The sequence below is a fragment of the Xanthobacter aminoxidans genome (genome assembly GCF_043193615.1).
Lineage (GTDB): Bacteria > Pseudomonadota > Alphaproteobacteria > Rhizobiales > Xanthobacteraceae > Xanthobacter > Xanthobacter aminoxidans.
Window position 1 is genome coordinate 93,204 of the sequence record NZ_JBAFUS010000003.1, and the last position, 24,141, is coordinate 117,344.

The window sequence follows — 24,141 nt, forward strand, 5'->3', positions numbered from 1 at the left end:
ATCCGGCGCGGCCGCAGTTGCGTAAGAGCTCGGCGCCCGCAGGCGCATTGACGCGCCCCGGCCGAGGCGCCATCTCACCGGCAGCAGCCGAGGACCTGATGATCGACGCTCCCGCCTTCTCTCCCGATGCCGCCCATCTGCGCCAAAAACTCCCCACCGACCACCCGAAGGTGGCGTTCGGGCGCGTCGGCGTGCTCATCGTCAATCTCGGCACGCCGGAGGCGACGGACTACTGGTCCATGCGGGCCTATCTGAAGGAATTCCTCTGGGACCGGCGGGTGATCGAGGTGAACCGGGCGCTGTGGTGGTTCGTGCTCAACGCCATCATCCTCACCAAGCGCCCCGGCCCCAAGGGCCGCGACTATGCCAGCATCTGGAACAACGAGCGCAACGAAGGCCCGCTCAAGACCATCACCCGCGACCAGGCCGAAAAGCTCGCCGCCCATTTCGCCGGCATCGATGAGCGTATCGTGGTGGATTTTGCCATGCGCTACGGCAAGCCACCCATCGCCGAGCGCCTCGCCGCACTTCAGGCGCAGGGCTGCGAGCGCATCCTGCTGGTGCCGCTCTATCCGCAATATGCCGCCGCCACCTCGGCCACCGTCTGCGACAAGGCCTTCGACGCGCTGAAGGAGATGCGCTGGCAGCCGACGCTGCGCGTCGCCCCGCCCTGGCACGATGATCCGGTCTATATCGATGCCGTGGCTCGCGATCTGGAGCGGCATCTGGCGGCGCTGGACTTCGAGCCGGAGGTGATCCTCGCCTCCTTCCACGGCGTGCCGAAGTCCTATCTGCTCAAGGGCGACCCCTATCACTGCCAGTGCGCCAAGACCGCCCGCCTGCTGCGCGCGCGCCTCGGCATGGACGAGAAGCGCTTTCGCCTCACCTTCCAGTCCCGCTTCGGCCGCGAGGAATGGCTGAAGCCCTATACGGACGAGACGGTGAAGGCCTTGGCCGAGAGTGGCGTGAAGCGGCTCGCCGTGTTCAACCCCGGCTTCGTCGCCGACTGCCTGGAGACACTGGAGGAGATCGGCGTCGAGAACCGCGAGATCTTCGAGCACGCCGGCGGCGAGAAGTTCGCCGCCATCCCTTGCCTCAATGCCGGTGATGAGGGCATGCGGGTGCTGAAGAGCGTGGTGGAGCGGGAGCTGCGGGGCTGGGTGGGGTAGCCCCGCCCTTCACTCCCCGCCCTTCACTCCGCCTTGGGCTCCACCTTCGCCGCTTCCCAGCCGAGTATGGCGCGCTTGCGCGTCAGGCCCCAGTGGTAGCCCGTAAGGTCGCCGCTCTTGCCGATGACGCGGTGGCAGGGCACCACGAAGGAGATGGGGTTCTTGCCGATGGCCGCGCCCACCGCCCGCGCCGCCTTGGGCCGGCCCACGTGCTCGGCGATGGTGGAATAGGTGGTGGCCCGGCCCATGGGGATGCGCAGCAGCGTCTCCCACACCCTTATTTCAAAATCCGTGCCGATGAAGACGATGCGCAGGGGCTGGTCGCCCCGGCAGGAGGCGGGATCGAAGATCTGCGCCACCAGCGGGGCCGTGGCGGCGGGCTCTTCCACATAGGTGGCGTTGGGCCAGCGCGAGCGCATGTCGGCGAGCGCGGCCGCCTCCTCCCCCAGATCCGCGAAAGCGAGGCCGCACAGGCCGCGCGGGGTGGACATGGCCAGCGCCTGCCCGAACGGGGACGGGTGGAAACCGAAGCGGATGACGAGGCCGGCGCCGCCGGTCTTCCACTCGCCGGGCGACATGGCCTCGTGCACCACGAAAAGGTCGTGCAGCCGGCCGGGGCCTGACAGTCCCAATTCCAACGCGGCATCGAGCACGTTGGGGCATTCGGCGACGATGCGCCGGGCCCGGTCCAGCGTCACCGCCTGCAGGAACGCCTTGGGCGTAAGGCCACACCAGCGGCGGAACAGGTCGGTGAGCGCGCGGGCGGAGACGCCGGTGGCGGCGGCGATTTCCTCCACCTCGGGCTGCCGCCGCACGTTGCAGGAGATGTACTCCACCGCCCGGCGCACCACGTCATAGTCGCGGGCGGCGATGTCGAGCTGCGCGGCAGGCGTCGCCGTCAGCGTCGGCGCCGCCGCGGACAGGATGAGATCGGGGGCATCGAGCGCCAGCACGGCACGTCTCCTTCTGATCGAGCGTTGCCCATCTCAGCAGGCGCCGCAAGCGCCGGCCACCCGATTTCCCCCGAGCCGACCGTCCTCAGGCCGGATCGCGCCGCACGGTGAGCCCGTTGAAGGTCTGCTGCCCGGCCATGCACTGGATGCGGTTGATGTTGACGTGGCGGGGCATGGTGCAGGCGAAATACACCTGCTCGGCAATGTCCTCGCCGGTCATGGGCGTATAGCCGGCATAGACCTGATCCGCCTTGCCCTTGTCGCCGGAGAAGCGGACCACGGAGAATTCCGTCTCCACGAGGCCCGGCTCGATGTTGGTGACACGCACCCCGGTGCCGGCCACATCCGCCCACAAATTCAGGGAGAACTGCTTCACGAAGGCCTTGGTGGCACCGTAGACGTTGCCGCCGAAATAGGGGTAGTCGCCGGCGACGGAGCCGGTGAACACCACATGCCCCTCCTTGCGCGCCACCATGGCCGGCAGGCTCGCGCGCACGGTGGTGAGCATGCCCGTGATGTTGGTCTCCACCATGGTCTTCCACTCGTCCAGGTCCGCGTTCTGCGCGGGCTCAAGCCCGAGCGCGAGGCCGGCATTCGCGAAGACGATGTTGTAGTCGGCGAACGGCGCCGGCAGGCTGGAGAAGGCGTCGAACGTCGCCTTCTCGTCGCGCACGTCAAGCTCCAGCGGGAGGATCAGGTCGCCGAACTCGGCCTTGAGACCTTCCAGCCGGTCGGCCCGGCGGCCCACGGCCACCACCTTCGATCCCGCGCTTGCAAAGCGGCGGACGGTGGCGGCGCCGATGCCCGAGGTGGCGCCGGTCACGACGAGGGTCAGCGTGCGGGGATCGAGCATGGCCATGGAAAGCTCCGAGCAAGGCAAGGACGGGAAAAGGGCGCGGAAGAGCGTGCCGCAAGGTGCGCCGGTGATTAAACCGCCTTAACCATCGCGTCCATCCGCCGCCGCGAAACGGTATTTTGATACATCACCAGCCTTGCTGCTGCCACGATCTCACGAAAGGGTGCGTTTACCCGCAGCCGGCTAGGGTTCGCGCCTGTCAGCTGTGGTCCGAACGTCGATGCGTCCCGTGCGAGCCACTCAGGGGCGGGTGGCGGTTTTCGCGTGAAGGCGCTAGGTTGCGGACACGTCCGGAGAACAATGGATGAAGGTGGTTCTGGTTTCGGCGGCTCTGGCGCTGGCCCTCGGCGGGTGCAGCACGGAGCTTGACGGCTTCGGGGCGAAGCCGTCCGCCATGGCGGCCAATCGCGTGCTCACGGCGCCGACGGGTGCGGTCGAATCCTCGCCCGTGCCCGGCAACGTGTCCACCGCTGCGGCCGATACCGCCACCGGCGCCATCACGCCGCGCACCACCGCTTCCAACGTGCCCCTCACCCCGCCTCCGGCCAATCCCGGCGCCACCGCCTTCGCCCCCAGCGCGGCGAAGGAACAGGTCTCCGGCGCCTGGAGCTTCTCGTGGGATGGCGGCAAGGCCTCCTGCCCGGTGCGCCTCGGCACCGACCGCGGCCTCAGTGGCCTTTCCGCCCAGGCCGACGTCTCCTGCCCCAGCGAGATCTTCATGACCAAGGGCTGGGACATGATGGGCTCGGACATCGTGCTGCAGAACCATCAGGGCAAGGTCACCGTCCGGCTCCAGCCGGATGGCCCCAACCATTACGTCGGCACCATCGCCGAGACCGGCCAGCAGGTCGCCCTCGCCCGCTGAGGCGGGCCAGCCCAACGTCCCGCTGAGGCGGCAGCCGCTTACGTCCCGGCCTTCTCCCGCGCCCCGAATCGCTCCGCGAACACCAGTTCCTCCAGCGGCAGGCGCTGTCGCCATCCGGCCCGCTCGAGGTCGGGCGTCGCCGCGAACCCATCCACATAGCCCACGCACAGCAGCGCGATGGGCACGATGTGATCCGGGATGGCGAGGATGCGGCGGAGATCGGCGAGGTCCAGGATGGACACCCAGCCGACGCCCAGATTTTCCGCCCGCGCCGCCAGCCAGATGTTCTGCACCGCGCAGACGGTGGAATAGATGTCCATCTCGCTCTGGTGGGTGCGCCCCAGCACCACCGGCCCGGCGCGATCCCGCTCGCAGGTGATGCACAGCAGAAGCGGCGCCTCGCGCAGGCCCTCCAGCTTCAGCGTGCGATAGAGCTGCGCCCGCTCGCTCTCGAACATCTCGGCCGCTTCCGCATTGGCGCGCGAAAAGGCGTCGTGCAGCGCCGCCTTGGTCTCGGCCGAACGCACCACGATGAAGTTCCACGGCTGCAGAAAGCCCACCGAGGGCGCCGCATGGCCGGCGGCCAGCACGCGGGCGAGCACCGCGTCGGGCACGGGATCGGGCAGGAAGTTCCGGCGCACGTCCCGCCGCGCGGCGATGCAGCGGTAGATGGCGGCGCGCTCGTCCGCCGAGAAACTGTCGTCCCGGACCATGGCGCTCTCCCCGTATTCATTCGGTCAATTCGGCGCCGACGTGCCGGCAAGGTCAATCCCGAACCCTGCGTCCTCACACCCCGCCGATCAGCCGCCCCACCGCATCCCGCCACTGGGCGATGCGGCCGGCGCGCACCTCGGGCAGCATCTGCGGCGTGAACCGCCGCTCCAGCCGCCACTGGCCGGCGAAGACGTCCGGCGGCGGGAAGAAGCCACACTCCAGGCCCGCGAGATAGGCAGCGCCAAGCACGGTCGTCTCTTTCTGCACAGGCCGATCCACCGGGGCGCCGAGGAGGTCGGCGAGGCGCTGCATGGTGAAGTCGGAGACGGTCATGCCGCCGTCCACGCGCAGCACCGTGTCGCCGTCCGGCCAGTCGGCGCGCATGGCGTCGATGAGGTCCACGGTCTGGAAGCACACGCTCTCCAGCGCCGCCCGGGCCAGTTCCGCCGGTCCGGTGGCGCGGGTGAGGCCGAACAGGGCGCCGCGCACCTCCGGCCGCCAATAGGGCGCGCCAAGCCCGACGAAGGCGGGGACGAGGATCACGTCCTGCCCCGCGTCCGCTTCCGCCGCGAGACGGTCGCTCTCGCTGGCGGTGGAGATGATCTTCAGCCCGTCGCGCAGCCATTGCACCGCCGCTCCGGCGACGAAGATCGAGCCTTCCAGCGCATAGGTGCGCCGCCCGCCGATCTGGTAGGCGATGGTCGTCAGCAGCCGGCTGGAGGAGGCGACGGGCGTCGTCCCGGTATTGAGCAAGGCGAAGCAGCCGGTGCCGTAGGTGGATTTCACCATGCCGGGCGCGAAGCACGCCTGCCCCACCATGGCTGCCTGCTGGTCCCCCGCCACGCCGCGGATGGGGATGGGACCGCCGAACAGCGCCGGGTCCGTGGTGCCGAAGTCGGCCGCGCAGTCCTTCACTTCGGGAAGCAAGGCGCGCGGCACGCCGAACACCGCGAGGAGGTCGTCGTCCCACGCGCCGCGATGGATGTCGAAGAGCAGCGTGCGCGCGGCATTGGTGGCGTCGGTGGCATGGACGCGGCCGCCGGTGAGGCGGTGGAGCAGGAAGCTGTCCACCGTGCCGAAGGCCAGCTCCCCTTTCTGCGCCCGCTCCCGCGCGCCGGGGACGGCATCGAGGATGTGCGCGATCTTGGTGGCGGAGAAATAGGGATCGAGCAGCAGGCCGGTGCGCGCATTCACCAGTGCCCCATGGCCTTCCGCTTCCAATTGCGCGCAGGCCTCCGCCGTGCGGCGATCCTGCCAGACGATGGCGCGATGGATGGCGCGGCCGGTGGCGCGCTCCCACACGAGGGTCGTCTCGCGCTGGTTGGTGATGCCGATGGCGGCGATATCGGACGCCGTGGCGCCGGCCTTCGCCAGCACCGCGCGGCAGCAATTGAGCACGGTGCCGAAGATGTCCTCCGCCTCCTGCTCCACATGGCCGGACGCGGGGAAATGCTGCGGCAGCTCCTCCTGCGCCAGTGCCGCGACGGAGCCGTCCTGCCGCACCAGCAGCGCGCGCGAAGAGGTGGTGCCCTGGTCGATGGCGAGAATGTAGGCGGCCACGGCGTCCTCCCTTGTTCTGTTTCAGGCGCGGCGCGCCGCCATATGGGCGTCGAGCGCCTCCACCGCATGCGGCGCGGTGCGCAGGCCGAGCTTGGAGCGCCGCCACAGCACGTCTGCGGCGGTCTGCGCCCATTCCCGATCCATCAGATAGTCCACCTCGCGGGCGCACAGGTGCGCGCCGAACCAGTCGCCCAGGTCGTCCTCCTCGGTGACGCCCTCCAGCACCTGGAAGGCCGCCGTGCCATAGGCCCGCGCGAGCCGGGCGAGCAAAGCGGGATCGAGCGCCGGGAAGGCGCCGCGCAGGGCGCGTACCAGAGCGTCATAGCCCTGCCGTGGGAAATCGCCACCGGGCAGCGGTGCGCTGGCCGTGAAAGGCGCGCCGAGATGGGGAAAGTGCGGCGCAAGCCGCGTCAGCGCCGCCTCGGCCAGCCGGCGATAGGTGGTGATCTTGCCGCCGAACACGGTGAGGAGCGGCGCCCCCTCCTCCGGCGCATCGAGGGCGAGCACATAGTCCCGCGTCGCCGACTGGGCGGCTCCGGCGCCGTCGTCATAGAGGGCGCGCACGCCGGAATAGGTCCACACCACCTGCTCGGGGGCGATGGTGGCGGCGAAATATTCGCTCGCCGCCGCGCACAGATAGGCCACCTCCTCCGGCGTCGCGCGCACGTCCTCGGGATGGCCTGAAAAATCCCGGTCGGTGGTGCCGATGAGGGTGAAATCGCCCTCGTAGGGGATGGCGAAGATGATGCGACCGTCCCCGTTCTGGAAGATGTAGCAACGCTCGTGCGCATAGAGCCGCGGCACCACGATGTGGCTGCCCTGCACGAGGCGGAGCGGCGCGTGCCCTTCGCCCCGGCCGGTCTTCAGCACGTCGAGCACCTCGCCCGCCCAGGGGCCGGCCGCATCCACCAGCGCCCGCGACTTCACCGTCTCGGACCGGCCCTCATGCTCGCTCTCGATCACCCACAGCCCCGCCTCCCGCCGTGCACTGGTGACGCGGGTGCGCGGGCGGATGGCAGCGCCCCGGTCCGCGGCGTCGCGGGCGTTGAGCACCACGAGGCGCGCATCCTCCACCCAGCAGTCGGAATATTCGAAAGCCCGGCCATAGCCCGGCCGCAGCGGCTGGCCGGCGGGATCGTGCCGCAGGTCCAGCGTGCGGGTGGGCGGCAGCAGGCGACGGCCGCCGATATGGTCGTAGAGCCACAGGCCGAGCCGCAGCATCCACGCCGGGCGCAGGCCGGGATGGTGCGGCAGCACGAAGCGCAGGGGCCAGACGATTTGCGGGGCGATGCCCCACAGCACCTCCCGCTCGGCCAGCGCCTCGCGCACCAGGCGGAACTCGTAATATTCGAGATAGCGCAGGCCGCCGTGGATCAGCTTGGTGGAGGCGGAGGAGGTGCCGGAGGCAAGATCCCCCTTCTCGAACAGCACCACGGACAGCCCGCGCCCCACGGCATCACGGGCGATGCCGCAGCCATTGATGCCGCCGCCGACGATGGCGAGGTCGAAGACCTGACCGCTCTCCTCCATCTCGGCCTCCCGGCACCGGGAATCGGTTCGCTCCGCCAGACGATGCCCGAGACCTGCGGCAGGTCAACGGCTGCATCGCCGATCCATGTGGAGGAGCAGGTTCCCCATCGCCTCACACGTTGATGAGACCGCCCGCCGAGAAGCCGCCATCCACGGCGATGGTCTCGCCGGTGACGTAGGACGACGCCCGCTCATCCAGCAGGAAGGAGATGGCGCCGCACACCTCCTGCGGCGTGCCGTTGCGGCGGAGCGGCAGGGTCTTCAGCCACGCGGCCCGGGTCTCGGCCGTCAGCAGTTCGCGCACCAGTGGCGTCTCGATGGGGCCGGGCGCTACCGCATTCACACGGATGCCCAGCGGCGCGAATTCCACCGCGAGGATCTTCGTCAGCGCCATCACGCCGCCCTTGGAGGCGCCATAGGCGGAGCGGCCGAGATTGCCGCGCAAAGCGGAGATCGAGGCGATGTTGACGATGGAGCCGCCGCCCGTCTCCCGCATGGCCTTCGCCGCCTCCCGCGCCACGACGAAGCTGCCCACGAGGTTGATGTCCAGCACCTTGCGGAACAGCTCCACGCTCGTGTCGAACGCCGGAATGTCGCGGGCGATGCCGGCCGAGTTCACCACGCCCTTGAGCGGGCCGAAGTCCGCCGCCGTGCGCGCGACGGCCGCCACCACCGCGCTTTCGTCGGTGATGTCCACCGTCTCGAACCGCACCCGCGCGCCGTGCGCCGCGAGATGCTCCCGCGCCGTGGCGATGCTGTCGGCGGCGAGATCCAGCGCGACGACGCGCCAGCCCTCGGCGAGCAGGGTTTCCACCACGGCGAGACCGATGCCGGAGGCACCGCCGGTGACGATGACGCTGCCCTTCATCTCGCGCCCCTTTATCTCCTGCCCCGTCACGGCCGGATCAGCCCGCCGGCGGTGAAGCCGCCATCCACGTTGATGGTCTGGCCGGTCACGTAGGAGGACTTCTCCGGGTCCAGCAGGAAGGCGATGGTGCCGGCCATTTCCTTCGGCTGCGCATAGCGGTTGAGCGGCACGCGGGCGAGCCACGCGGTGCGCGCCTGATCGGTATGCACCGCCTGCACCAGCGGGGTATCCACCGGCCCCGGCGCAATGGCGTTGACGCGGATGCCGAGGGCCGCGAACTCCACCGCGAGGACCTTGGTGAGCACCACCACCGCGCCCTTGGACGAGCCATAGGCGGCGCGGCCGAGATTGCCCTGGATGCCCGAGACGGACGCGATGTTGACGATGGAGCCGGCGCTGCGCGCCTGCATCACCTTCGCCGCCTCGCGCGCCACCAGGAAGGTGCCGATGACGTTCACGTCGAGGATCTTGCGGAAGATGTCCGCCGACGTGTCGAGGGCGGGGATATCGCGGGCGATGCCGGCGGAATTGACGACGCCCCACAGCGGCCCGAACCCGCTCTCCGTCTCGGCGACGAGCTTCACCACCTGCGCCTCGTCGGAAATGTCGGCCTGGACGACCCGCACCGTGTCGCCATGGGGGGCGAGCGCGGCCCGCGCCTTCTCGACGCTCTCCGGCACGAGGTCGGCGGCGACGACGCGCCAGCCCTCGGCCAGAAGCTCCTCCACCACGGCGAGGCCGATGCCGGAGGCACCACCCGTCACGATCACGCTTCCCGGTCTCGACACGGCACTCTCCCTGAGGGTGATTGTTGGTTTTCGTCGGCGGCTCAGATGAGCCCGCGCTCGGCCAGGGCCTCGCGCACCATCTTCTTGGTGATCTTGCCGTAGGCAGATTTCGGCAGGGCGTCCCAGAAATGCACGCGCCGGGGCAGCTTGTAGCGGGCGACCTTGCCGTCGAGGAACGCGACCAGGTCCTCCTCGCTTACGCTCTGCCCGTCGCGCAGCACGCAGACGGCGACGCCCACCTCGCCCCACATGGGGTCCGGCACGCCGAGGATGGCCACCTCGGCGATGGCGGGATGGGTGAGCACCTTCTCCTCCACCTCGCGCGGATAGACGTTGGAGCCGCCGGAAATGTACATGTCCGAGGCGCGTCCGGTGATGTAGACGAAGCCCTCATTGTCCATGTGGCCCAGGTCGCCGGTGCGGAACCAGCCGTTGCGGAACGCCTTCGCATTGGCCTCGGGATTGTCGTAATAGCCCGCCAGCACCGCCGGGCCGCAGACGCAGATCTCGCCGGTCTCGAAGGGGGAGACCTCGCCGCCGGCATCGTCCTGAATCTGGACCTGCATGCCGGTGCGCTCGAAGCCGCAGGTGCCGAGCTTCACATGCGGGCCGTCCTCGGGATCGTGCAGGTAGGGCGGCAGGACGGTGATGTTGCCCGTCACCTCACCGAGGCCGAAATACTGCACCAGCACCTTGCCGAGCTTCCTCAGCGCGAACTTCTGATCCTCCCGGTACATGGGCGCGCCGGCATAGATGACGTAGCGCAGGGAGGAGTGGTCGAACTTGTCCACCGACGGGTGCTCGGTAAGCAGCTTGGTGATGGTGGGCACGGTGAACATGTTGGTCACGCGCCATTGCTCCACCAGCCGCCACGCCTCGGCGGCGTCGAACCGCTCGGAGGGCATGAGGATGGTCTTCACCCCGCGCGCCACCTGCACCAATTGGTGGACGCCCGCGCCGTGGGAGAGCGGCGCCACCACGAGGGAGGCGTCCTGCTCGGTGGTGCCGGGCATCAGGTCGCAGAGGTGGTTGGTGATGACGAAGGCCATCTGGCCGTGCGTCAGCACCGCCGCCTTGGGCCGGCCGGTGGTGCCGGAGGTGAAGAAGAACCAGCAGGGGTCGTCATGCTCCACATCCGCCACCGGCACCTTTTCGCCGAGGCGGGCGGCGACGATTTCGCCGTAGTCCGCTCCGAAGTCCGCCGCGCCGATGGCGATGACCTCGCGGATCGCCGGCGCCTCGGCGCGCGCCGCCTCCACATGCTCGGGGAAATCGCGGTGGCAGATCATGAGGCTCGCGCCCGAGGCGGAGGCGAGATAGGCGACCTCCCCCGGAGTCTGGCGAAAATTGGTGGGCACCCACACCGCGCCCAGCCGGAAGGCGGCGAACATGCTTTCGAACATTTCGAGGCAGTTCTTCGACTGCACGAGGATGCGGTCGCCCTTGACGACGCCGCGGGCGAACAGTTCCGCCGCCATGGCATCCACGCGGGCATCCATCTCGGCCCACGTCACGGTGCGCTCGCCCTCCACGAAGGCGATATGGGCCGGCAGCCGCCGCGCCGCCTGGCGCAGGAAATGGGAGAGGTTCATCACCCGGCGGCTGGTGCGGGCCACGCCGCCTCGCGGGGCCTCGGCGACGGTCTGGGCAGGTGCGGACATTCACTTCACTCCGGGATCGGAAACAATCAGGGGGCCGGACGGACCATGGAGCGGGCCGGGCGCGGTGGCGGCCCCCGCTCGCTGCCGCCGAGCTTCGCCTCCAGCGCGGCGGCTTCGCGCTGAAGCAGCGGCACCAGCTCCTTCTGCCGCTCCGCGCCCAGCCGGCTCTCGATGGCGGCGAGCGAAAGGGCGCCGAGCGGGCGCCCGTCCGCGCCCCGCACCGGCACGCCGATGCCCCAGGAGCCGGCGACGTAGAGGCCGGGATTGAGCGCATAGCCGCGCGCGCGGGTCTCGCCCATGGCGGCGCGCAGCAGATCGGGGGAATAGCCGGGATAGGCCGCGAGCGCGGCCGCATTGGCCTCGATGATCCGCGCCGCGTCGGCCTCGGGCAGCGCGGCGAGGAGGGCGAGGCCGCCGGCACCGATGCCGAGGGGGTGACGATCGCCGGCCTGCAGCACATGGGTGCGGATGGGCCAGGTGCCCTCTTCGCGATGCAGACACACGGAGAAGATCCCGCGCGGCACCGAGAGGAAGGCGCAGTCGCCGCTCTGGCGGGCGATGCGGGAGAGACCGTCGAGGGCGAGGGCATGGATGCCGAAGCGCGGCGCGGCCAGCGTGCCGAGCACATAGGCCTCCGGCCCCACATGATAGCGGCGGCTCGCCTCGTCCTGGTCCACCAGCCCGGCCCGCACCAGCGCCAGCAGGACGCGCCGCACGGTGGGCTTGGAGAGGCCGGAACTGGCCACGAGATCGGCGAGGCGGGCGCCCTCCGCGCCCGCGCGGCCCACCAGCATCAGAAGCGCAACCGCGCGCGCGATGCTCTGGGTGCCGCCGCCGGCTTCCGACGCGCCATCGCGCGCAGGCTCCGGCCCGCCCATTCGGGCGGCGGGCGCATCCGATCCCCGTCCCACGCGTGCTCCCTTGATCCAGAATATGGACCTGATTTATCTGGTGAATTGGGACTGCCGTCGCGCGGCGTCCTCTGGAACCATAATCTGCTTGCGAAATCGCCACAAGCGGGCCAGCATGGGCGGCGGGAAAAGAGGTCCATATATTGGACCCAAGGAAACCAGTCGGGCCGGAGCGGAGCCAGTCGGGGCGCCGCGCGAAACGGCCGCAAGGAGGAGCACCGATGACCCTGACCCGTCGCACCCTCATCAAGGCGAGCGCCGCCACGGCGCTGACCGGTGCCATCGCGCCGGCCCTGTTCGCCCCCACCGTCGCGCGGGCCCAGAGTGCCGAATTCTCCTACAAATACGCCAACAACCTGCCGGTCACGCACCCCATGAACGTGCGGGCGCAGGAAATGGCGGCGAAGATCAAGGCCGAGACCAAGGGCAAGGTCGAGATCAGCATCTTCCCCTCCAGCCAGCTCGGTGGCGACACCGACATGCTGAGCCAGCTGCGCTCCGGGGCCATCGAGTTCTTCACCCTCTCGCCGCTGATCCTCTCGACGCTGGTGCCCAACGCCTCCATCAGCGGCATCGGCTTCGCCTTCCCGGACTATGCCAGCGTGTGGAAGGCCATGGACGGCGACCTGGGCACCTACGTGCGCGGGCAGATCTCCAAGGCCGGCATCGTCGCCATGGACAAGATCTGGGACAACGGCTTCCGCCAGATCACCACCTCCACCAAGCCCATCGAGACCGCCGCCGACCTCAAGGGCCTGAAGATCCGCGTGCCGGTGTCGCCGCTGTGGACCTCCATGTTCAAGGCGTTCGACAGCGCCCCCGCCTCGCTCAACTTCGCCGAGGTCTACACCGCGCTGCAGACCCGCGCCGTGGATGCGCAGGAGAACCCCCTCGCCATCATCTCCACGGCAAAGCTCTACGAGGTGCAGAAATACTGCTCCCTCACCAATCACATGTGGGACGGCTTCTGGTTCCTCGCCAACCGCCGCGCCTTCGAGAAGCTGCCCGACGACCTGCGCGCCATCGTGGCGAAGAACATCAACGAGGCGGGCCTCAAGCAGCGCGACGACGTGTTCGCCCTCAACAACTCCCTGCGCAAGGAGCTGGCGGAAAAGGGCCTCACCTTCAACGAGCCGAAGGTGGACAGCTTCCGCGACCAGCTGCGCAAGGCCGGCTTCTATGCCGAGTGGAAGGGCAAGTACGGCGACGAGGCCTGGGCCACGCTGGAGAAATATACCGGCAAGCTCTCCTGAGCCGGCCATCCGCCTCACGTTCAAGGGGCGGCCTCGGCCGCCCCTTTTCGTTCAGGGCGCCAGTTGCACCACGATGCCCTCGTTGGGCCTGAGGTCGATGGTGTCGCCCACCTGTTCGCCCGCGCGATCGCAGAAGGTGGAGAGGAGCAGGCGTCCTCCCCCCGTAGCTTCCGGCAGCGTCGCCGACAGCGGGTTGCCGCCCAGATTCAGCGCCACCAGCAGCCCCTCCCCCTCCCCCTGCCTGAGATAGGCGACGAGATCGCCCACCGCCGCCACCGGGGACCACAGCCCCACGGACAGAGCCGGATGCGCCCGCCGCAGGGCCAGCAGCGCGCGGGTGAGGGTGAGCAGGGAGGCCGCCTCCCCCCGCTCCCGCTTCACGTTCACCTCGGTGAAATCGTCCGCCAGCGGCAGCCACGGCTCCACCGTGGAGAAGCCGGCGAAGGGGCCATCATCCCACTGCATGGGCGTGCGCGCGCCGTCGCGGCCGAGGCCGAGGCCGGGCACGTTCTTCTCGAACGGGTCCTGCACCCGCTCGGGCGGGATGGACACCTGCGACATGCCGATCTCGTCGCCGTAATAGAGCGTCGGCGTGCCCCGGAGCGTCAGCAGCAGCATGGCCGCCACCCGCGCCTGATCGGGACCGAGGCGGCCGACGACGCGCGGGCGATCGTGGTTGGAGAGCACCCAGTTGGGCCAGCCGCCCTCGGGGATGGCGGCCTCATAGGCGGCGATCAGCGGCGCCAGTTCCGCGGCATTCCACGGCGCCGCGAGGAGCGTGAAGTTGAACGGCAGATGCACGCCGCGCCCGTCCTCGCCGTAATAAGCGGCGATGCGGTGGAGCGGCAGATAGGCCTCGCCGATCAGCACCCGGTCGCCCTCATAGGACTCGACGAGGTCACGGAAGCCCGCGATCACCTCCATCACCTCCGGCCGGTCGCCGGTATAGAGCTGGCTCAGGGCGGAATGCGGATTCATGCCCTCGCGGAAATCGGGATTCGGCGGATTGTCGCGGAACTCGGCATCCTTGATGACGTGCCAGAGCGCATCGATGCGGAAGCCGTCCACGCCCCGATCCAGCCAGAAGCGCAGGACATGGTGCATGGCCTCCACCACGTCCGGATTGCGCCAGTTGAGGTCCGGCTGCTCCTTCAGGAAGGCGTGGTAGTAATACTGGCCGCTCGCCGCATCATACTCCCAGGCGCTGCCGCCGAATTCCGAGAGCCAGTTGTTGGGCGGTCCGCCATCCGGGCCGGGATCGCGCCAGATGTACCAGTCGCGCTTGGGATCATCCTTGCCCGAGCGGGAGGCCTTGAACCAGGGATGATCCTGCGACGAGTGGTTGGGCACGAAATCGAGGATGATCCTCAGCCCCAGCCCATGAGCCTCCTGAACCAGCCGGTCGAAATCTTCGAGCGTGCCGAACAGGGGATGGATGGCGGTGTAGTCGGCCACGTCATAGCCGAAATCCGCCATGGGAGAGGGATAGATGGGGGAGATCCAGATGGCGTCGATGCCGAGGTCGGCGAGATAGGCGAGCCGGGAGATGATGCCCTTGAGGTCGCCCACGCCATCGCCGTTCGAATCCTGAAACGAGCGCGGATAGATCTGGTAGACCACGCCGGACTGCCACCACAAAGGCCCGGTCTTCAGCCGCTCGCGTTCCTGCTCCGCCATTGGCATCTTCTCCCGCTCTGCCGGAGCACTCTGGCGCTCCGACTCAGATTGGAGAAGTACGGCCGGCCCGGTTCGGTTTCATGACCGGCCATTTGGGAGGGCTGGAACGCCCTCCCCTCAGGCCGCGCGGCAACGGTCGATGGCCCAGCGCACCAGCTTGCGCACGTCCGGGTCCGGGTCGTCATAAACGGCTTCGAGCGCGGGCACGGCGGCGGGATCGGCGATCTCGCCCAGCGCCGCGGCGGCCTCCTTGCGCACGTTGGACAACTGGTCGCCCAGCGCCTCCGACACCACCGGGACGGCCGCGCGGGCCTTCAGCTTGCCGAGCGCGTTCACCGCCTTGGCCTTCACCTGCCAGGCATCGTCATTGGCAGCGACGATCAGCGGGTCCACCGCCTCGAGAATCTTCGCCTTGCCGATGGAATAGGCGGCTTCCTCGCGCACCTGCCAGTGGCCGTCCTTGAGCCCGGCGATGAGCGCAGGGACACCAGCCGTACCGCTCTTCACGAACACGAGGGCCGCCATCACCGCCCGGCGCACCGCCGCTTCCGGATCGGTGGCGGCGAGCAGCAGCGCGGGCAGCGCGGCATCCGCCTTCAGATAGCCCAGCACGCCCAGCGCCTCGCGCCGCACGGCAATCTCCGGGTCAGTGAGGGCGGCGAGAGCCACCGGCATGGCCGAGGGGTCCTGCATGTCGCGCAGCGCCCGGAGCGCCGAGGCGCGGACGAAGGCCGAGTACGCATCGCCCGTCTCCTGCGCCCGCTCGATGAGGCGGGGGGCGGAGGCCGGCTCCTTCTTGTCGGCGAGGCTCTCGGCAGCAGCGAGGCGCACCGCCTCCTCCGCGTCGTCCAGCGCATCGATGAGGCCGAGGGCGGCCGGCAGGCCGGAATGCTCGTCCAGGGACTTGGCGGCGGCTTCCCGCACGCCGGCATCCTCATCCTTCAGGCCGGCGAGCAGCAGGTCCACGGCGCCCGGGTCCACGCTCTCGGCAAGGCCCAGCATGGCGACGCGGCGGATGCCGGGATCGGCGTCGCGGGCACGCTCGGAGACCGCATCGAGGTCGTCGTCGAAATCGTCGAAGATGGCCATGGCGCTCACCGCAGCAGATAGGGGATTTCGACCTTCACCGCGCCGGTGGGGCAATCCACCTCGCACGGCATGCAGTACCAGCACTCGTCATACTTCATGTGCGCCTTGCCCGAGGCCGGGTTGATGGCGAGCACGTCGAGGGGGCACACGTCGATGCAGACGCGGCAGCCCTTCTCGGCGATGCACTTGTCGTCATCGACGGTCACGGGCACGGAGGTGGTGTGATTGGCGAAAGGCATGGGGGCAGCTCCGGAATTTCGTGTGAGGGGCTCACTCGGCGGCGATGGCCGGGGTGCGCAGCTGGTGGTAGGCGCCCATCTCGTCCTCATCGATCTCGACGACATAGGGGTCCACCGCGCGCTTCTTGTGCGCCATGCGGCCCATCTCGTCCTTGTAGAGGAGGGTGTGGCAGAACCAGTTCTCGTTGTCGGTGGCGGGGTGGTCGACGCGCCAGTGGTAGAGACCCCAGCGGCTTTCGGTGCGGTAGAGCGAGGCGGCGGCGGCCATGTCGGCGCAATCGAGGATGGATTGCAGCTCCAGCGCCCGCATCAATTCATGCGGATCCTTCACGCACAGGGCCGAAAGATCGTCGCGCACCTCGGCGAGGCGGGCCTGGCCGATCTTGTACTTGGCGGTCACCTTCGGCGGCTGGAGATAATCGTTCACGAGGCGGCGGGCCTTGTATTCCATCTCGAAGGGGGTGAGGCCATCGTCGCGACGGGTGGGCGCCATCACGCGGGCCTGCTCGCGGGAGATATCGGCGGCGTCATAGGCCGGCAGGTCGGTGGAGGCGCAATAGTCGGCCGCATCCTCACCGGCGATGCCGCCGTTCACGAAGGCGCCCAGCATGTAATTGTGCGGCACGCTCGCCATGTCGCCGGCGGCATAGAGGCCGGGCACGGTGGTGCGGGCATTCTCGTCCACCCACACGCCCGAGGCGGAGTGGCCGGAGCAGAAGCCGATCTCGGAGATGTGCATCTCCACCATCTTCTCGCGGTAGTTCGTGCCCCGCTTCTCGTGGAAGCGTCCGCGCGAGGGGCGCTCGTTGGAGTGCAGGATGGTCTCGATCTCGGAGATGGTCTCCTCGGCGAGGTGGGTCATGTTGAGGAAGACGGGGCCGTTGCCGCTCAAGAGCTCGCCGTAGAACTCCTTCATCATCTGGCCCGACCAGTAGTCGCACTCGATGAAGCGCTCGCCCTTGTTGTTGGCGGTGTAGCCGCCGAACGGGCCGGTGACGTAGGCGCAGGCCGGGCCGTTGTAGTCCTTGATGAGCGGGTTGATCTGGTAGCACTCGAGGTTCGCGAGGCCCGCGCCGGCATGGTAGGCCATGGCATAGCCATCGCCGCAGTTCGCCGGGTTCTCGTAGGTGCCGAAGAGATAGCCGGAGGCCGGCAGGCCGAGGCGGCCGGCGGCGCCGCAGGCCAGCACCACGGCCTTGGCGCGGATCACCAGGAACTCGCCGGTGCGGGTGTTCACCCCGATGGCGCCGGCGATGCGGCCGTCCGTGCCGGTCAGCAGGCGGGTGGCCATGTAGCGGTTGGTCACCAGCACCTGGTGCTTGCGCAGCTGGCGGTAGAGCGCCTTCTTGACGTGGTGACCTTCCGGCATGGGCAGTACATAGGTGCCCATGTGGTGCACCTTGCGCACATTGTATTCGCCGGAGCCGTCCTTCTCGAACTTCACGCCGATGGAATCCAGATACTGGATCATCGGGTAGGAGCCGGTCGCGTAGGCCATCACCGCCTTCTGGTGGACGATGCCGTCATTGGCGACGGTGATCTCCTTCACATACTGCTCGGGCGTGGCGTAGCCGGGAATGACGGCGTTGTTCAGCCCGTCCATGCCCATGGAGACCGCGCCGGAGCGCTTCACATTGGCCTTCTCCATGAGGACCACCTTGAGGCCGGGATTTTTCTCCTTGGCCTTGATGGCCGCCATCGGGCCGCCGGTGCCGCCGCCGATGACAAGGATGTCGGTCTCGACGATCTCGGTCTTCATCTCGCTGTCGAACGCGCTCATGGGTTCATCTCCGGAAGGTCGTTGGCGGCCTCGGCGGCCAGCGCCGCGAGATAGGCGAAGGGATAGACCCCGCGCTTGTGGCCGTCGGAAAAGGTGAGGTTCAGGCCGTGCGCGCCGAACGGCTCCACGCCGGTGAGGGCCACGCCGGGGAAGGCTGAGGGAAAGCGGTCGCGGGCGCGGTCCGCCGTGCAGGCGGCGCAGCGGCAGGCGGAGCGCAGACGCTCGGCGGAGAATTCCGCCCGCGTCCCGCCATAGGCGAGGGTCAGGCGGCGCCGGTCCCGATCGAGGCGGATTTCCTCGACTTCAAGGGGGAGGGGTGCGGGGGCGGACGTCATCATGGCCCCGATTGGACCTCGCGGGCCCTCCGGCCGATAGCAACTAGTTGCTGGCTGGAGCACTTCCAGGAAGCCGCTCCCCGCAGGCCCGGCCTGCGCTATGGTACCGGTCGCGGATCACGGGAAGAGCGGCATGGATCAGGTCGAGTGCATCGTCGCCGGAGCGGGCGTGGTCGGCCTCGCCGTCGCCCGCGCGCTAGCGCTGGCGGGCCGGGAAGTGGTGCTGGTGGAGGCGGCGGACGCCATCGGCACCGGCACGTCCTCGCGCAATTCCGAGGTGATCCATGCCGGCATCTATTATGAGCCCTTAAGCCTCAAGGCCGAGCTGTGCGTGCGCGGCCGGGCGCTGCTCTACGCCTTCTGCGAAAGCCACGGGGTGGGGCACAGGCGCATCGGCAAGCTCATCGTGGCCGCAGCGCCTGAAGAGGTCGCCTATCTGGAGAAGCTGGCGAGGATCGGGGCAGCCAACGGCGTCGATGACCTCAGGATGTTGAGCGGCGCGGAAGCGCGGGCGCTGGAGCCGGCCCTCTCGGCCCACGCGGCGCTGCATTCGCCCTCCACCGGCATCGTGGATTCCCACGGCCTCATGCTGGCGCTGCTCGGCGACATGGAGGCGGCCGGCGGGATGCTCGCCCTCTCCTCCCCCATCGTGGCCGCCGAGGCGGGGGCGGACGGCGTCGTGCTCACCACCGGCGGGCCGGAGCCCATGACGCTCGCCTGCCGCCTGTTCATCAACGCGGCCGGGCTCGATGCCCCCGCGCTCGCCCGCGCCATCTCGGGAATGCCGCCCGATCTGGTGCCGCAGGAGACCATGGCCAAGGGCAATTACTTCACCTGCCTCCGGAAGGTGCCCTTCTCCCGCCTGATCTATCCGGTGCCGGAGGCGGGAGGGCTCGGCACCCACCTCACCCTCGATCTCGGCGGGCAGGGCCGCTTCGGGCCGGATGTGGAATGGGTGCGCGAGCGGCGCTACGAGGTCGATCCCACCCGCAAGACCACCATGATGGCCTCCATCCGCCGCTACTGGCCGGACGTGCGCGAGGAGGATCTGGCGCCGGGCTATTCCGGCATCCGGCCGAAGATCCCCGGCGTGGATGGGCGGGCGCCGGATTTCGTCATCCAGGGGCCGGCGGTGCACGGCGCGCCGGGGCTGGTGAACCTGTTCGGCATCGAATCGCCGGGGCTGACGAGCTGCCTCGCCATCGCGGAGCGGGTGGTGGAGGTGGCGCGGGGATAGGGCGGCCGGCGGGCACCTCCCCTCTCCCCTTGCGGGAGAGGGGCCGGGGGTGAGGGGGCTACCCGAACCCATCACCAGCCAACGGGCAAAAGGCGCCATACCCCTCACCCCAACCCTCTCCCGCAAGGGGAGAGGGAGCGACGCCGGACGCAAGGCGACAACACAAACAAAAAGGGCAGCGGCCGGAACCGCTGCCCTTTTCAAGATCCGAAGGCGGGCGGCCGTCAGGCCAGCTCGGTTTCCTTCTTGCGCTCCTCGCGCTTGCGGTCGTTAGGGTCCAGCAGGCGCTTGCGCAGGCGGATGGACTTAGGCGTCACCTCCACCAGCTCGTCGTCCTGGATCCACGCCAGCGCTCGCTCCAGCGTCATGCGGATGGGCGGGGTCAGGCGCACCGCCTCGTCCTTGGAGGTGGTGCGGATGTTGGTGAGCTGCTTGCCCTTCAGCACGTTCACTTCCAGGTCGTTGTCCCGGTTGTGCACGCCGATGAGCATGCCTTGGTACACCTTCCAGCCGGGCTCGATCATCATCGGGCCGCGATCTTCCAGGTTCCACAGAGCGTAAGCCACCGCCTCGCCCGCCGCATTGGCGATGAGCACGCCGTTGGTGCGGCCGGCGATCTCGCCCTTGTAGGGCGCGTACTCGTGGAACAGCCGGTTCATGATGGCCGTGCCGCGGGTGTCGGTGAGCAGTTCCGACTGGTAGCCGATGAGGCCGCGGGTGGGTGCGTAGAAGACAAGGCGCTGGCGGTTGCCGCCGGAGGGCCGCATCTCGATCATCTCGGCGCGGCGCTCGCTCATCTTCTGGACGACGGTGCCGGAATATTCCTCGTCCACGTCGATCAGGACTTCCTCGATGGGCTCCAGCACCTGGCCCGTCGCCTCGTCCTTCTGGAACACCACACGCGGACGGGACACGGCGATCTCGAAGCCCTCGCGACGCATGGTCTCGATCAGCACCGCAAGCTGCAGTTCGCCACGGCCGGAGACGAAGAAGGAATCCTTCTCGGTGGATTCCTCGATCTTCAGCGCCACGTTGCCTTCCGCCTCGCGGAACAGGCGGTCGCGGATGACGCGGCTCGTCACCTTGTCACCCTCGGTACCGGCGAGGGGCGAATCGTTCACGATGAACGACATGGTGACGGTGGGCGGATCGATGGGCTGGGCCGCCATGGCCTCGGTCACTTCGAGCGCGCAGAAGGTGTCAGCCACCGTGCCCTTGGAGAGGCCGGCGATGGCGACGATGTCGCCCTGCACGCCTTCCTCGATGGGCTGACGCTCAATGCCGCGGAAGGCGAGGATCTTGGAGACGCGGCCCTGCTCGACCAGCGAGCCGTCCTGCGCCAGCACCTTGATGGCCTGGTTCGGCTTGATGGAGCCGGAGGTGATGCGCCCGGTGATCATGCGGCCGAGGAAGGGGTTGGCCTCCAGCAGCGTGCCGATCATGCGGAACGGGCCGTCGTCCACGGTGGGCTCGGGCACATGCTTCAGCACGAGATCGAACAGGGGCGCCATGCCCTGGTCCATGGGACCTTCCGGGCTGTCGGCCATCCAGCCGCTGCGGCCGGAGCCGTAGAGGATGGGGAAGTCGAGCTGGTCGTCGGTGGCGTCGAGCGCCGCGAACAGGTCGAACACCTCGTTGATGACTTCGGTGGGACGGGCGTCGGAACGGTCCACCTTGTTGATGGCGACGATGGGCTTCAGGCCGATCTTCAGCGCCTTGCCGACCACGAACTTGGTCTGCGGCATGGGGCCTTCCGCAGCGTCCACGAGCACGATGGCACCGTCCACCATGTTCAGGATACGCTCCACCTCGCCGCCGAAGTCGGCGTGGCCGGGGGTGTCCACGATGTTGATGCGCGTGTCCTTCCAGACCACCGAGGTGGCCTTGGCGAGGATGGTGATGCCGCGCTCCTTTTCCAGATCGTTGGAATCCATCACGCGCTCGGCCACGCGCTGGTTCTCGCGGTAGGACCCCGACTGCTTCAGCAGCTCGTCCACCAGCGTGGTCTTGCCGTGGTCGACGTGGGCGATGATGGCGATGTTCCGCAGCTTCATGGAGGGTCCAGCACGAAAACGCGGGTCCGAATGGTTCGGGCCCGCCGGGAAAGGGGTATTTTGCGGCGCAAAATACACACAAACCGATCAAGATCAATGTGCCGGCGCTGCGGCCATGTCACCGGGGCCCCTCGGAACCGCGCCGGCACCACCCCGCAAAGCCCTTGAGCGCAACGCCTCGGCGCCCCTTGCTGCCACGTCCGTGCTGGTCCATCACGCTGGTTGGCGGGTGCGCACCCACCTGATGCGGAGAGCGATGGGGATGTTGATGGACGGAGCATTCGCTGCGGGCCTTCTGGTGAGCATCATCACCATCGCGATCCAGGCCCTGGGTACCGTCGTCGTCATCAAGATGGTGCGGATCGCTGCGCAACACCTCAGCGGACGGCGCAAGATCGAGACACTCGTCGTCGTCATGGCGGCCTCGGGAACGCTGCTCACCGTCTTCCACCTCGTGGAGGTGATGGTGTGGGCGCAGCTCTATGCGCTCACCGGTGCCACCGAGCCCGACAACATCTATTATTTCGCCTTCGTCAATTTCACGACGCTCGGCTACGGCGACCTCATCCCGGCCCGGCCCTGGCGCATCCTCGGGCCGATGACGGCGGCCAACGGCATGCTGCTGTTCGGCTGGTCCACCGCCGTTCTGTTCTCCGTGCTGTCGCGAGCCATCGCCCAGCTGCACATCAAGTAGCGCCAGCGCTGTCCCGCGTTTGAGGTAAGAGCGTCCCGCCCCGGCTGCGCTATAGTGGTTCATCGTGAGGGGCGCACGCGGACCATGGTACCAGGAGCATCACAGCAGCAGAGACCGGACCCGACGGTTCCGGCAGGAACGGCGCCGGCCGCCCTGGCGGCCGCGCAGGTGATGGCGCGCCATCCCTATTTCGCCGGCTTTCCCCTGGAGGCGCTCAGCGCCCTCATCGCCGGTGGCGAATGGATGGACGTGGCGGCCGGCACCCGCCTGCTCTGCCGGGGCGACATCGGCACCTTCGCCCTGCTCGTCTTCGAGGGCACGGCGGTCGTCACCATCGACACGCCTTACGAGCACGTCCAGCTCGCCCAATTGCAGGCGCCGGCGGTGATCGGCGAGATCGCCGCCTTCACCGGCGTCGCCCGCACCGCCCATGTGGATGCGCTCACCCCCATCCGCGCGGTACGGCTGTCCGCCGAGGCGCTGGAGGCGGCGGGGCGGGTGCACCCCGATCTCCTCTCCGCCGTCATGCGCCAGTTCGGCCGCCGCTTCGAGACCTTCAACCAGGTCTTCGGCTTCTACGCCAACGCCCTGAATGCGCTGGAACGGCGCAACTTCGACCTCGCTTTGCTCGACGACCTGCGCAATCCGCTGCCGGAGATGGTGGATTTCTCCCACTCCTTCCGCCGTCTCGCCGAGGCCATCATGAGCCGGGCGGCCGAGCGGCGGGAGATGGCCAACGCCGCCGCCATCCAGCGCGCCATGCTGCCCCCGCCCCTGCCGGCGGAGACGCTGGCCGGGCAGGCGGACATTTTCGCCGCCATGCGTCCGGCGAAAGACGTGGGCGGCGATTTCTACGATTATTTCCTCATCGACGGCCGCCGGCTGGTGGTGACGCTCGGCGATGTCGCCGGCAAGGGCACCCCCGCCGCCCTGTTCATGAGCGCCACCCAGACCGCGCTGCGCATGGTGCTGCGGAGCGAGCCGGACCTGGCCGTCGCGGTGGCGCGGGTGAACGAGCTGCTCTGCGCCACCAATGGCGAGGACATGTTCGTCACCCTGTTCTGCGGTGTCATCGACCTCGACACGGGCCTCCTCACCTACTGCAATTGCGGCCATACGGACTGCATGATCCTGCGCGCCGACGGTGGGCTGGAGCGGCCCGCCGCCACCGGCCCGGCCCTTGCCATGATGGAGGGTGCCCGCACCCGTGCCGCGACCGTGTCCCTCGCCCCCGGGGATCGCCTGTTCCTGTTCTCGGACGGCCTCACCGACGCGTTCAACCCAGCGGAAGAAGCGTTCGGCGAGGCCCGGCTCGAAGCCGCCGCGCAGGCCGCCCTTGCGGCAGCGCCCGATCTTCCGGCCGCGACCTTCATCACCAGCCTGCTCGACACCGCGACCCGCTGGGCCGACACCGCTCCCCAGTTCGACGACATGACCGCACTGGCGGTGACGCTCGGCCCGCGCTGATCGCGGAACCTCGCCCCCGCCCTGCGTGTTGCCCGAAGGGGGCCGAGCGAGCGGAGGACGGCCATGGCCCATGAAGAGAGCACGCACCCGACGGCTTTGGACGGCCTGCCGGCGCGAACGCCGCTGGAACTGGACATCGCCACGGCAGCCCACCGCAAGCTGCTGGTGCTGGCTCTGCAGCTGATGGCGCGGGACGAAACCCTCCGCCTCGCCCTCATGGAGGCCGTCAGCCAGACGCTGACCTTCCACGATTCCCACGAGGACGCCGGCCTCGAGGCCGATGCCGCCTTCGCCTTCGAGCGGCGGGTGGACGCGGAATTCCGCCGCATCCTGACCGACGTGCAGGCGGTGCTCGGCGACGGGATGCGCTCCCCCGTCGCCTGAGAGGGACGGGACGGCACGCCGATTGCTTCGTCCGGCGCACGATCCTCAGTTCCGTGT

At 68.8% G+C, this 24,141-nt stretch carries 22 protein-coding genes; 7 read left to right on the forward strand and 15 right to left on the reverse strand.

Annotation, left to right across the window (positions count from 1 at the left end; genetic code table 11):
• Positions 1-98: 98 nt before the first annotated feature.
• A complete protein-coding gene (hemH, locus tag V5F74_RS15565; RefSeq protein ID WP_394009030.1) occupies positions 99-1,169 on the forward strand; it encodes a ferrochelatase in 1,071 nt (356 codons plus the stop codon).
• Positions 1,170-1,192: 23 nt separating this feature from the next.
• Here the strand turns inward: hemH and V5F74_RS15570 are convergent, their stop codons facing one another.
• Positions 1,193-2,122, reverse strand: a complete 930-nt coding sequence (locus V5F74_RS15570; RefSeq protein WP_197022980.1) for a methylated-DNA--[protein]-cysteine S-methyltransferase — start codon at positions 2,120-2,122, stop codon at positions 1,193-1,195.
• Between the two features lie 85 nt (positions 2,123-2,207).
• Positions 2,208-2,981, reverse strand: a complete 774-nt coding sequence (locus V5F74_RS15575) for an SDR family NAD(P)-dependent oxidoreductase (RefSeq protein WP_029557266.1) — start codon at positions 2,979-2,981, stop codon at positions 2,208-2,210.
• Between the two features lie 301 nt (positions 2,982-3,282).
• Here V5F74_RS15575 and V5F74_RS15580 point away from each other — a divergent pair, with 301 nt between their 5' ends.
• Positions 3,283-3,843, forward strand: a complete 561-nt coding sequence (locus V5F74_RS15580; RefSeq protein WP_024277667.1) for a protease inhibitor Inh/omp19 family protein — start codon at positions 3,283-3,285, stop codon at positions 3,841-3,843.
• 38 nt (positions 3,844-3,881) lie between these two features.
• Here the strand turns inward: V5F74_RS15580 and bluB are convergent, their stop codons facing one another.
• The 7 genes from bluB to V5F74_RS15615 form a co-directional block, all read right to left on the reverse strand.
• A complete protein-coding gene (gene bluB, locus V5F74_RS15585; protein WP_029557265.1) occupies positions 3,882-4,556 on the reverse strand; it encodes a 5,6-dimethylbenzimidazole synthase in 675 nt (224 codons plus the stop codon).
• Positions 4,557-4,629: 73 nt separating this feature from the next.
• Positions 4,630-6,117, reverse strand: a complete 1,488-nt coding sequence (gene glpK, locus V5F74_RS15590; protein WP_394009033.1) for a glycerol kinase GlpK — start codon at positions 6,115-6,117, stop codon at positions 4,630-4,632.
• Between the two features lie 21 nt (positions 6,118-6,138).
• A complete protein-coding gene (locus V5F74_RS15595; RefSeq protein WP_394009035.1) occupies positions 6,139-7,647 on the reverse strand; it encodes a glycerol-3-phosphate dehydrogenase in 1,509 nt (502 codons plus the stop codon).
• Between the two features lie 112 nt (positions 7,648-7,759).
• The gene (locus V5F74_RS15600) at positions 7,760-8,515 is read right to left on the reverse strand and encodes an SDR family NAD(P)-dependent oxidoreductase (RefSeq protein ID WP_394009037.1); all 756 of its coding nucleotides are present in this window, start codon (positions 8,513-8,515) and stop codon (positions 7,760-7,762) included.
• A gap of 26 nt (positions 8,516-8,541) precedes the next feature.
• Entirely contained in the window at positions 8,542-9,303 is a 762-nt protein-coding gene (locus tag V5F74_RS15605) for an SDR family NAD(P)-dependent oxidoreductase (RefSeq protein ID WP_394009039.1), read from the reverse strand.
• A 41-nt stretch (positions 9,304-9,344) separates the two neighbouring features.
• Positions 9,345-10,964, reverse strand: coding sequence for an acyl-CoA synthetase (locus V5F74_RS15610; protein WP_394009041.1), 1,620 nt, complete (start codon positions 10,962-10,964; stop codon positions 9,345-9,347).
• Between the two features lie 26 nt (positions 10,965-10,990).
• A complete protein-coding gene (locus V5F74_RS15615) occupies positions 10,991-11,875 on the reverse strand; it encodes an IclR family transcriptional regulator (RefSeq protein ID WP_394009043.1) in 885 nt (294 codons plus the stop codon).
• A gap of 221 nt (positions 11,876-12,096) precedes the next feature.
• On the opposite strand from V5F74_RS15615, the gene V5F74_RS15620 reads away from it, so the two are divergent.
• The gene (locus tag V5F74_RS15620; protein WP_250166471.1) at positions 12,097-13,128 is read left to right on the forward strand and encodes a TRAP transporter substrate-binding protein; all 1,032 of its coding nucleotides are present in this window, start codon (positions 12,097-12,099) and stop codon (positions 13,126-13,128) included.
• 51 nt (positions 13,129-13,179) lie between these two features.
• Here V5F74_RS15620 and V5F74_RS15625 read toward each other — a convergent pair whose 3' ends face one another.
• From V5F74_RS15625 to V5F74_RS15645, 5 genes are all read right to left on the reverse strand, one after another.
• On the reverse strand, positions 13,180-14,811 hold the full coding sequence (locus tag V5F74_RS15625) for an alpha-amylase family glycosyl hydrolase (protein ID WP_394009045.1): 1,632 nt from the start codon (positions 14,809-14,811) through the stop codon (positions 13,180-13,182).
• 111 nt (positions 14,812-14,922) lie between these two features.
• Positions 14,923-15,894, reverse strand: coding sequence for a HEAT repeat domain-containing protein (locus V5F74_RS15630; protein ID WP_029557256.1), 972 nt, complete (start codon positions 15,892-15,894; stop codon positions 14,923-14,925).
• Positions 15,895-15,899: 5 nt separating this feature from the next.
• A complete protein-coding gene (locus V5F74_RS15635; protein ID WP_024277657.1) occupies positions 15,900-16,133 on the reverse strand; it encodes a 4Fe-4S dicluster domain-containing protein in 234 nt (77 codons plus the stop codon).
• 31 nt (positions 16,134-16,164) lie between these two features.
• On the reverse strand, positions 16,165-17,913 hold the full coding sequence (locus V5F74_RS15640; protein WP_197022979.1) for a fumarate reductase/succinate dehydrogenase flavoprotein subunit: 1,749 nt from the start codon (positions 17,911-17,913) through the stop codon (positions 16,165-16,167).
• On the reverse strand, positions 17,910-18,251 hold the full coding sequence (locus tag V5F74_RS15645; protein WP_051679039.1) for a DUF971 domain-containing protein: 342 nt from the start codon (positions 18,249-18,251) through the stop codon (positions 17,910-17,912). Before V5F74_RS15645 ends, V5F74_RS15640 begins: the two co-directional genes overlap by 4 nt.
• A 130-nt stretch (positions 18,252-18,381) precedes the next feature.
• Here V5F74_RS15645 and V5F74_RS15650 point away from each other — a divergent pair, with 130 nt between their 5' ends.
• Positions 18,382-19,485, forward strand: coding sequence for an NAD(P)/FAD-dependent oxidoreductase (locus V5F74_RS15650; protein WP_029557253.1), 1,104 nt, complete (start codon positions 18,382-18,384; stop codon positions 19,483-19,485).
• Positions 19,486-19,709: 224 nt separating this feature from the next.
• On the opposite strand, the gene typA is transcribed toward V5F74_RS15650, so the two are convergent.
• Complete coding sequence (gene typA, locus V5F74_RS15655; protein ID WP_029557252.1) at positions 19,710-21,539, reverse strand: translational GTPase TypA; 1,830 nt, start codon at positions 21,537-21,539, stop codon at positions 19,710-19,712.
• Between the two features lie 268 nt (positions 21,540-21,807).
• Between typA and V5F74_RS15660 the strand changes: the two genes are divergently transcribed.
• The 3 genes from V5F74_RS15660 to V5F74_RS15670 all read left to right on the forward strand — a co-directional run bounded on the left by V5F74_RS15660 (position 21,808) and on the right by V5F74_RS15670 (position 24,084).
• Positions 21,808-22,233 (forward strand): potassium channel family protein, encoded by a 426-nt coding sequence (locus tag V5F74_RS15660; protein WP_024277652.1) that lies wholly within the window; start codon positions 21,808-21,810, stop codon positions 22,231-22,233.
• Positions 22,234-22,404: 171 nt separating this feature from the next.
• Positions 22,405-23,700, forward strand: coding sequence for a PP2C family protein-serine/threonine phosphatase (locus tag V5F74_RS15665; RefSeq protein ID WP_394009050.1), 1,296 nt, complete (start codon positions 22,405-22,407; stop codon positions 23,698-23,700).
• Positions 23,701-23,763: 63 nt separating this feature from the next.
• Complete coding sequence (locus V5F74_RS15670) at positions 23,764-24,084, forward strand: hypothetical protein (protein WP_394009052.1); 321 nt, start codon at positions 23,764-23,766, stop codon at positions 24,082-24,084.
• Positions 24,085-24,141 lie beyond the last annotated feature (57 nt).